The sequence below is a fragment of the Kitasatospora sp. NPDC092039 genome, from assembly GCF_044756065.1.
GTDB lineage: Bacteria > Actinomycetota > Actinomycetes > Streptomycetales > Streptomycetaceae > Kitasatospora.
Map to the genome: position 1 here is coordinate 64,408 of NZ_JBIVSD010000031.1, position 9,160 is coordinate 73,567.

At 70.2% G+C, this 9,160-nt stretch carries 7 protein-coding genes; all 7 read left to right on the forward strand.

Annotation, left to right across the window (positions count from 1 at the left end; translation table 11 throughout):
* Positions 1-177 precede the first annotated feature (177 nt).
* Positions 178-2,385 carry a polyribonucleotide nucleotidyltransferase gene (locus tag ACIQI7_RS36775; protein ID WP_401118626.1) on the forward strand — a complete coding sequence of 736 codons (2,208 nt, stop codon included), beginning with the start codon at positions 178-180 and terminating at the stop codon, positions 2,383-2,385.
* Between the two features lie 118 nt (positions 2,386-2,503).
* Positions 2,504-3,856: a M16 family metallopeptidase gene (locus tag ACIQI7_RS36780; RefSeq protein WP_401118628.1), complete on the forward strand. Its 1,353-nt coding sequence runs from the start codon at positions 2,504-2,506 to the stop codon at positions 3,854-3,856.
* Between the two features lie 32 nt (positions 3,857-3,888).
* Positions 3,889-4,635 carry a 4-hydroxy-tetrahydrodipicolinate reductase gene (gene dapB / locus ACIQI7_RS36785; RefSeq protein WP_401118630.1) on the forward strand — a complete coding sequence of 249 codons (747 nt, stop codon included), beginning with the start codon at positions 3,889-3,891 and terminating at the stop codon, positions 4,633-4,635.
* A 25-nt stretch (positions 4,636-4,660) separates the two neighbouring features.
* Positions 4,661-5,119 carry a hypothetical protein gene (locus tag ACIQI7_RS36790; protein ID WP_401118633.1) on the forward strand — a complete coding sequence of 153 codons (459 nt, stop codon included), beginning with the start codon at positions 4,661-4,663 and terminating at the stop codon, positions 5,117-5,119.
* Complete coding sequence (thyX, locus tag ACIQI7_RS36795; RefSeq protein WP_387760304.1) at positions 5,116-5,847, forward strand: FAD-dependent thymidylate synthase; 732 nt, start codon at positions 5,116-5,118, stop codon at positions 5,845-5,847. The genes ACIQI7_RS36790 and thyX overlap by 4 nt, the downstream gene beginning before the upstream one ends.
* A gap of 215 nt (positions 5,848-6,062) precedes the next feature.
* On the forward strand, positions 6,063-6,962 hold the full coding sequence (gene dapA / locus ACIQI7_RS36800) for a 4-hydroxy-tetrahydrodipicolinate synthase (RefSeq protein ID WP_401118636.1): 900 nt from the start codon (positions 6,063-6,065) through the stop codon (positions 6,960-6,962).
* Positions 6,963-7,133: 171 nt separating this feature from the next.
* Positions 7,134-8,819 carry a ribonuclease J gene (locus tag ACIQI7_RS36805; protein WP_401118638.1) on the forward strand — a complete coding sequence of 562 codons (1,686 nt, stop codon included), beginning with the start codon at positions 7,134-7,136 and terminating at the stop codon, positions 8,817-8,819.
* The last annotated feature ends 341 nt before the right edge of the window (positions 8,820-9,160 follow it).

Consider the following 9,160-nt stretch of genomic DNA (forward strand, 5'->3'; position numbering starts at 1 on the left):
GAGGCGCCGGTCCTCGGTAGTGGCCGTCGGAACCCCCGCAGACCGAGCGGGGCATTCCGGAGGCTTCGATCGAAGACCGGCCCGACTGCCGCCCTCCCCGAGGAGGGCCCGGGGCCCACCGCAGCAGTGACGCGGGGACGCTCTCCCGGAGAACGTACGAAAGAGGAGATCTTCCAGGTGGAAGAGAACGTGTTCTACGCCGAGGCCGTGATCGACAACGGTTCCTTCGGCACCCGTACCATCCGCTTCGAGACCGGCCGCCTGGCCCGTCAGGCCGCCGGCTCCGCCGTGGCCTACCTGGACGACGACACCATGGTGCTGTCGGCCACCAGCGCGTCCAAGCAGCCGAAGGAGCACTTCGACTTCTTCCCGCTGACCGTGGACGTCGAGGAGCGGATGTACGCCGCGGGCCGCATCCCCGGCTCGTTCTTCCGTCGCGAGGGCCGGCCGTCCGAGGACGCGATCCTCACCTGCCGCCTGATCGACCGCCCGCTGCGCCCGTCCTTCGTCAAGGGCCTGCGCAACGAGGTCCAGGTCGTCGTCACCGTGATGGCGCTCAACCCCGACCACCTGTACGACGTGGTCGCCATCAACGCCGCCTCCGCCTCCACCCAGCTGGCCGGCCTGCCGTTCTCCGGCCCGATCGGCGGCGTGCGCGTCGCGCTGATCAACGGCCAGTGGGTCGCCTTCCCGACCCACAGCGAGCTGGAGTCGGCCGTCTTCGACATGGTCGTCGCCGGTCGCGTCCTGCCGGACGGCGACGTCGCGATCATGATGGTCGAGGCCGAGGCCACCGACAAGACCGTCAAGCTGGTCGAGGGCGGCGCCGACGCGCCGACCGAGGAGGTCGTCGCCTCCGGCCTGGAGGCCGCGAAGCCGTTCATCAAGGTCCTGTGCGCCGCGCAGTCCCAGCTGGCCGCCCAGGCCGCCAAGCCGACCGGCGAGTTCCCGGTCTTCCTGGACTACCAGGACGACGTCCTCGCCGCGCTGACCGCCGCCGTCAAGGACGAGCTCGCCCAGGCCCTGACCATCGCGGGCAAGCAGGAGCGCAACAACGAGCTGGACCGCGTCAAGGCGCTGGCCGCCGAGAAGCTGCTGCCCGAGTTCGAGGGCCGCGAGAAGGAGATCAGCGCCGCCTACAACGCGCTGACCAAGAAGATCGTCCGCGAGCGCGTCATCACGGACAAGGTCCGCATCGACGGCCGCGGCGTCACCGACATCCGCACCCTGGCCGCCGAGGTCGAGGCCATCCCGCGGGTGCACGGCTCGGCCCTGTTCGAGCGCGGCGAGACCCAGATCCTGGGCGTCACCACGCTGAACATGCTGCGCATGGAGCAGCAGCTGGACACGCTCTCCCCGGAGACGCGCCGCCGCTACATGCACAACTACAACTTCCCGCCGTACTCCGTCGGTGAGACCGGCCGCGTGGGCTCGCCCAAGCGCCGCGAGATCGGCCACGGCGCGCTGGCCGAGCGGGCGATCCTGCCCGTGCTGCCGACCCGCGAGGAGTTCCCCTACGCCATCCGCCAGGTCTCCGAGGCGCTGAGCTCCAACGGCTCCACCTCGATGGGCTCGGTCTGCGCCTCGACCATGTCGCTGCTGAACGCCGGTGTGCCGCTGAAGGCCGCCGTCGCCGGCATCGCGATGGGCCTGATCTCCCAGGAGATCGACGGCGAGACCCACTACGTCACGCTGACCGACATCCTCGGCGCCGAGGACGCGTACGGCGACATGGACTTCAAGGTCGCCGGTACCCGCAACTTCATCACCGCCCTCCAGCTGGACACCAAGCTGAACGGCATCCCGGCGTCGGTGCTCGCCGCCGCGCTGAAGCAGGCCAAGGACGCCCGCCTGCACATCCTCGACGTGATGAACGAGGCCATCGACTCGCCCGACGAGATGTCCCCGAACGCGCCGCGCATCATCACCATCAAGATCCCGGTGGACAAGATCGGTGAGGTCATCGGCCCCAAGGGCAAGATGATCAACCAGATCCAGGAGGACACCGGCGCCGAGATCACGATCGAGGACGACGGCACCATCTACATCGGTGCCGCCGACGGCCCGGCCGCCGAGGCCGCCCGCACCACGATCAACCAGATCGCCAACCCGACCATGCCGGAGGTCGGCGAGCGCTACCTGGGCACCGTGGTCAAGACCACGACGTTCGGCGCGTTCGTGTCGCTGATGCCGGGCAAGGACGGCCTGCTGCACATCTCGCAGATCCGCAAGCTGGCCGGCGGCAAGCGCGTGGAGAACGTCGAGGACGTCCTCGGCGTCGGCGCCAAGGTCCAGGTCGAGATCGCCGAGATCGACCCCCGCGGCAAGCTCTCCCTGATCCCGGTCATCGAGGGCGAGGAGGGCGGCGAGGCCGCTTCCGAGTGAAGCGCCGCTAGCTGACCCCCGCGGCCCGTACGCCTCCGGCGTGCGGGCCGCACCCCGTTGTCCACGCGTTCGTCCGCACGCGCCCCCCGCGCGTGCGTTTCCTCTGGAGGTACCCCCCGTGGCGCAGGCCCCGGCGGTAAAGCAGCGTCCCGGCACCACCCGGACCCTGCTCAAGGGCGTCGACGGCGCCGGCACGGTGCGCCGCACCGTGCTCCCCGGCGGCCTTCGGGTCGTCACCGAAACCCTGCCGACGGTGCGCTCCGCGACCTTCGGCATCTGGGTCGGCGTCGGCTCGCGGGACGAGACCCCGCAGCTCAACGGCGCCACCCACTACCTGGAGCACCTGCTCTTCAAGGGCACCGAGCGGCGCAGCGCGCTGGACATCTCGGCCGCCCTGGACGCGGTCGGCGGCGAGATGAACGCCTTCACCGCGAAGGAGAACACCTGCTACTACGCCCGGGTCCTGGACACCGACCTGCCGCTGGCCATCGACGTGGTCTGCGACATGCTCACCGGTTCGCTGATCCGCCCCGAGGACGTCGAGGCCGAGCGCGGCGTCATCCTGGAGGAGATGGCGATGGCCGAGGACGACCCGGGCGACGTGGTGCACGACCTGTTCGCCAAGGTGATCTACGGCAGCGGCCCGCTCGGCCGCCCGATCCTCGGCACCCAGGAGACCATCAGGACGCTCACCCGGGACCAGATCGCCGGCTTCTACCGCCGCCGCTACCGGCCCGAGCACCTGGTCGTCGCCGCGGCCGGCAACCTCGACCACCGGAAGGTGGTCAAGCAGGTCGAGCAGGCCTTCGCGCCGGTGCTGGCGGCCTCCACCGCCGCCCCCGCCGAGGCCCGCCGCGGCGTGAAGGCGCTGCGCACGGCCGGCCGGGTCGAGGTGCTCAACCGCTCCACCGAGCAGGCCCACCTGGTGCTGGGCGTGCCCGGCGTGCCGCGGCACGACGAGCGCCGCTGGGCGATGGGCGTGCTCAACGCGGCCCTCGGCGGCGGGATGAGCTCCCGGCTGTTCCAGGAGGTCCGCGAGAAGCGCGGCCTGGCGTACTCGGTCTACTCGTACTCCTCGTCCTACGCGGACAGCGGCCTGTTCGGCATCTACGCCGGCTGCCAGCCCAAGCGGGTCGAGGAGGTGCTGCGGATCTGCCGCGCCGAGCTGGCCAAGGTGGTCGAGGAGGGCATCACCGAGGAGGAGCTGCAGCGGGCGATCGGCCAGATCTCCGGTTCCACCGTGCTCGGCATGGAGGACACCGGCTCGCTGATGAACCGGATCGGCAAGGCCGAGCTCAGCTACGGGCACCACCTGTCGGTGGACGACATGCTGGAGCGGATCGCGTCGGTGACCCTGGAGGACGTCCACGCGGTGGCCCGTGATGTGCTGGGCGCGTACCGGCCGTCGCTCGCCCTGATCGGCCCGGTCAACGACAAGCGGGCCGCCAAGCTCGCCGATCTGCTGGTCTGATCCGCCGGTTTCCGGGTGAGAGGAATTTTGCTATGACGCTGCGTGTCGCCGTGATCGGCGCCAGGGGACGGATCGGCTCCGAGGCGGTCAAGGCCGTCGAGGCCGCACCGGACCTGGAGCTGGTCGCAACCCTCGGCCGCGGGTCCGAGCCGCGGGAGCTGACCGAGGCCGGGGCGCAGGTCGCGGTCGAGCTGACCCACCCGGACTCGGTGATGGGGAACCTGGACTACTGCCTGCACCACGGCATCCACGTGGTCACCGGCACCACCGGCTGGACGGACGAGCGGCTCGCCACCGTCCGCGGCTGGCTGGACGAGGCCCCGGAGCTCGGCCTGCTGATCGCGCCGAACTTCTCCATCGGCGCCATCCTCGGCATGAAGTTCTCGCAGGTCGCCGCCCGGTACTTCGAGTCGGTCGAGGTGGTCGAGCTGCACCACGACCGCAAGGCGGACGCCCCCAGCGGCACCGCCACCCGCACCGCCCAGCTGATCGCCGCGGCCCGGGCCGAGGCCGGCCGCCCGCCGCAGCAGGACCCGACCACCCACAGCCTGCCCGGCGCGCGCGGCGCCGACGTGGACGGGGTGCCGGTGCACGCGGTGCGGCTGCGCGGCCTGCTCGCCCACCAGCAGGTGATGTTCGGCGACACCGGCGAGACGCTCACCATCCGGCACGACTCGCTGCACCACAGCAGCTTCATGCCGGGCATCCTGCTGGGCGTGCGCAAGGTGGTCGACACGCCGGGGCTGACCTTCGGCCTCGAACACTTCCTGGACCTGTGACCGTGTCGATCCCCAGGAGCGCGTCATGACCTCCCGTACCGGATTCTTCGTCCTGTCCGGCGTGCTGCTGCTGGTCGCCCTGGTCTGCGTGGGCGAGGGCGTCCAGCTGATCGCGACCGGCAAGCCGCTCGGCATCGGCATCGGGGTCTGCGCCTTCGTGATCCCGGTGATCGGCGTCTGGTTCCTGCGCCAGACCGTCCGCTTCGGCCGGGACAGCGAGCGGCTGGCCCGCGAACTGGAGGCCGAGGGCGGCCTGCCGGTGGACGAGCTGAAGCGCAGCAAGGGCGGGCGGATCGACCGGGCCTCGGCCGACGCGGTGTTCGCCCGCCGCCAGGCCGAGGCACAGGACTCGCCGGGCGACTGGCGGGTCTGGTTCCGTCTCGCCGTGGCCTACGCCGACGCCGGCGACACCCCGCGCGCCCGCAAGACCATGCAGCACGCCATCAGGCTGCACAGCACCGAACCCGCAAGGAGTAACGCGTGAGCGACGAACCGACGGCCCCCAGCTTCCGCAGCGACGTGACGGTGGAGCTGGTCCGCAGCGCCGCCGCCGACTCGGACGTCATCTGGGCGGCCCGGGTCTCGACCGCGGGCGAGCAGTCCCTGGAGGCCCTCCAGCAGGACCCGGAGAAGTCCAAGGGCCTGATCAACTTCCTGATGCGCGACCGGCACGGCACGCCCTTCGAGCACAACTCGATGACCTTCTTCATCAGCGCGCCGATCTTCGTGTTCCGGGAGTTCCACCGGCACCGCAGCGGCTGGTCGTACAACGAGGAGTCCGGTCGCTACCGCGAGCTCCAGCCGGTCTTCTACGTCCCGGGCGAGGAGCGCAAGCTGGTCCAGCAGGGCCGCCCCGGCAAGTACGAGTTCCACGAGGGCACGCCCGAGCAGCACCGGACCACCACCGGGGCGATGGAGGCCGCGTACCGCGAGTCCTACGCCCGCTACCAGGAGATGCTGGCCGCCGGGGTGGCCCGCGAGGTGGCCCGCGCGGTGCTGCCGGTGGGCCTGTTCTCCTCGATGTACGCGACCTGCAACTCGCGCTCGCTGATGCACTTCCTGTCGCTGCGCACCCGGCGGGAGAACTCGGCGGTGCCGTCCTTCCCGCAGCGCGAGATCGAGATGGTCGCCGAGCAGATGGAGGAGCAGTGGGCCCGGCTCATGCCGCTCACCCATGCGGCCTTCGAGAAGCACGGCCGAGTCGCCCCCTGACCTGGGACGACAGGCATATGGGCAGAGTGTCTGGCATGTCTGGATTGCGGCTTTTCTAGCCGCTCCCTACATTCGTGAACACGGATTCCGGTGCTGCCCGAACCCCCGAGCGGGCAGCACCGGGATCCCACGTCCGCGCCACCGACGCGCTACACCTGTCCGAACACCGGACCGGCATGGGTAACGCCCCACCGCCTACGAGTAGCTTTGGACGCATGGCTCCGACCTCCACCTCCCAGACGCCGTTCGGCCGGGTCCTGACCGCGATGGTCACCCCGTTCACCGCCGACGGCGCGCTCGACCTCGACGGCGCCCAGCGCCTCGCCACGCACCTCGTGGACTCCGGCAACGACGGCCTCGTCGTCAACGGCACCACCGGTGAGTCCCCGACCACCAGCGACGCCGAGAAGGCCCAGCTGGTCCGCGCCGTGGTCGAGGCGGTCGGGGACCGCGCCCACGTGGTGGCCGGCGTCGGGACCAACGACACCCACCACAGCGTCGAGCTGGCCCGGCAGGCGGAGGCCGCCGGAGCGCACGGCCTGCTGGTCGTCACGCCGTACTACAGCAAGCCCCCGCAGGAGGGCCTGTACCGGCACAACGTCGCCGTCGCCGACGCGACCGGGCTGCCGGTCATGCTGTACGACATCCCGGGCCGCAGCGGGGTCGCGCTGAGCCACGAGACGCTGGTCCGCCTAGGCGAGCACCCGCGGATCGTCGCCAACAAGGACGCCAAGGGCGACCTCGGCGCCGCGGCCTGGGCGATCGCCCGCGCCGACCTGGCCTGGTACTCCGGCGACGACATCCTCAACCTGCCGCTGCTGTCCGTCGGGGCCGTCGGCGTGGTCAGTGTCGTCGGGCACGTGGTGGCGGCGGACCTGCGGGCGATGATCGAGGCCTTCCTGGCGGGCGATGTGGTCAAGGCCACGAGCATCCACCAGCGCCTGCTGCCGGTGTTCAGCGGTATGTTCCGCACCCAGGGCGTGATCCTCAGCAAGGCGGCGCTGGAACTCCAGGGACTGCCGGCCGGCCCGCTGCGGCTGCCGCTGGTCGGAGCGACGCCCGAGGAGATCGGGCGACTGAGGCAGGATCTCGCCTCCGGCGGGGTACACCTCTAGCAGACACGGACGTGCGCGCCCCGGCTCGCCGGATCCTCCCAGGGTCCGCCGCTGGACCGGATCGAAGGCGCGAGAGCACAGACCCAGTAGGAAAACGACACTGAGTACGCACGCCATATGTCTCCAGGGGGAGGACCCCGGGCATATGGCGTGCGTCGTGAGGAGAGTCTTTTGAGCCACCCGCACCCCGAGCTCGGCGCGCCCCCGGCACTGAAGGAGGGCGCCCTCCGCATCACTCCGCTCGGCGGCCTCGGCGAGATCGGCCGCAACATGACGGTCCTCGAGTACGGCGACCGCATCCTGATCATCGACTGCGGCGTCCTCTTCCCCGAGGACGAGCAGCCCGGCGTGGACCTGATCCTCCCGGACTTCAGCTACATCCGGGACCGCCTCGACAAGGTCGACGGCATCGTCCTGACCCACGGGCACGAGGACCACATCGGCGCCGTCCCGTTCCTCCTGCGGGAGAACCCGGACATCCCGTTGATCGGCTCCAAGCTGACCCTGGCGCTGATCGAGGCGAAGCTCGCCGAGCACCGCATCCGGCCGTACGTCCTGGAGGTCAAGGAGGGGGAGCGCGAGCGCATCGGCCCCTTCGACTGCGAGTTCATCGCGGTCAACCACTCCATCCCGGACGCCCTGGCGGTGGCGGTCCGCACCCCTGCCGGCATGGTCGTGGCCACCGGTGACTTCAAGATGGACCAGCTGCCGCTGGACGGCCGCCTGACCGACCTGCCGACCTTCGCCAAGCTGGCGGAGGAGGGCATGGACCTGCTGCTGGTGGACTCCACCAACGCCGAGGTCCCCGGCTTCATCCCGCACGAGCGGGACATCTCGGCGGCACTGCGGAACGTCTTCGCGAACGCCGACCGGCGGATCATCGTGGCCTCGTTCGCGAGCCACGTGCACCGCATCCAGCAGGTGCTGGACGCCGCCCACGAGTACGGCCGGAAGGTCGCCTTCGTCGGCCGCTCGATGGTCCGCAACATGGGCATCGCCCGGGACCTCGGGTACCTGAAGGTCCCCGGCAACATGGTCGTGGACGTCAAGCAGCTGGACGACCTGCCGGACAAGGAGGTCGTGCTGATCTGTACCGGTTCGCAGGGCGAGCCGATGGCGGCGCTGTCCCGGATGGCCAACCGCGACCACCAGATCCGCATCGTCGAGGGCGACACCGTCGTCCTGGCCTCCTCGCTCATCCCGGGCAACGAGAACGCCGTCTACCGGGTGATCAACGGCCTGACCCGCTGGGGCGCCAAGGTCGTGCACAAGGGCAACGCCAAGGTGCACGTCTCCGGCCACGCCTCGGCCGGCGAGCTGCTGTACTTCTTCAACATCTGCAAGCCGCGCAACCTGATGCCGGTCCACGGCGAGTGGCGCCACCTGCGCGCGGCCGCCGAGCTGGGCATCGCCACCGGGGTGCCGCGCAACCGCGTGGTCATCGCCGAGGACGGCGTCTGCGTCGACCTGGAGGGCGGCGTCGCCCGGATCGCCGGCAAGGTGCAGGCCGGGTACGTCTACGTGGACGGCTCCTCGGTCGGCGACATCAGCGAGGCCTCGCTCAAGGACCGCAGGATCCTCGGCGAGGAGGGCTTCATCTCGGTCTTCGTCGCGGTCGACTCCGCCAACGGCAAGATCGTCGGCGGCCCGACCATCCAGGCCCGTGGCTCCGGCATCGACGACCACGCGTTCGCCCCGGTGGTCGCCAGGCTCCAGGAGGCACTGGACCGCTCGGCGAGCGACGGTGTGCTGGAACCCCGTCAGGTGCAGCAGCTGGTCCGCCGGACCATCGGCAAGTGGGTCGCGGACAACTACCGCCGCCGGCCGATGATCCTGCCGGTCGTGGTCGAGGTCTGACGCTCGCCCGAGACCGGCTGAGGCCGGTTTGACGTGGGGCGACCCGGTGCGTAGTGTTCTCCGGGTTGCCCCACGGGACGGCCCCTCGGAAACGGGCTCGAATCTGAATTCGAGAACGACCGGGGAAAACGGACCGAAGAACTCTGCTAGAGTTCGGGAGCGCCGAAAGGCGAAAGCAAATCAGATGAATTGAAACTCCGGAAAACGGAGCGGAAAACATCTGATAAGCTGGAAACACGGAAGAATGAAGCCCGGAGGGCCTGCTGGAAGGCGGCTCGAAGGAAGCGTCCGTTCCTTGAGAACTCAACAGCGTGCCAAAAGTCAACGCCAGATATGTTGAC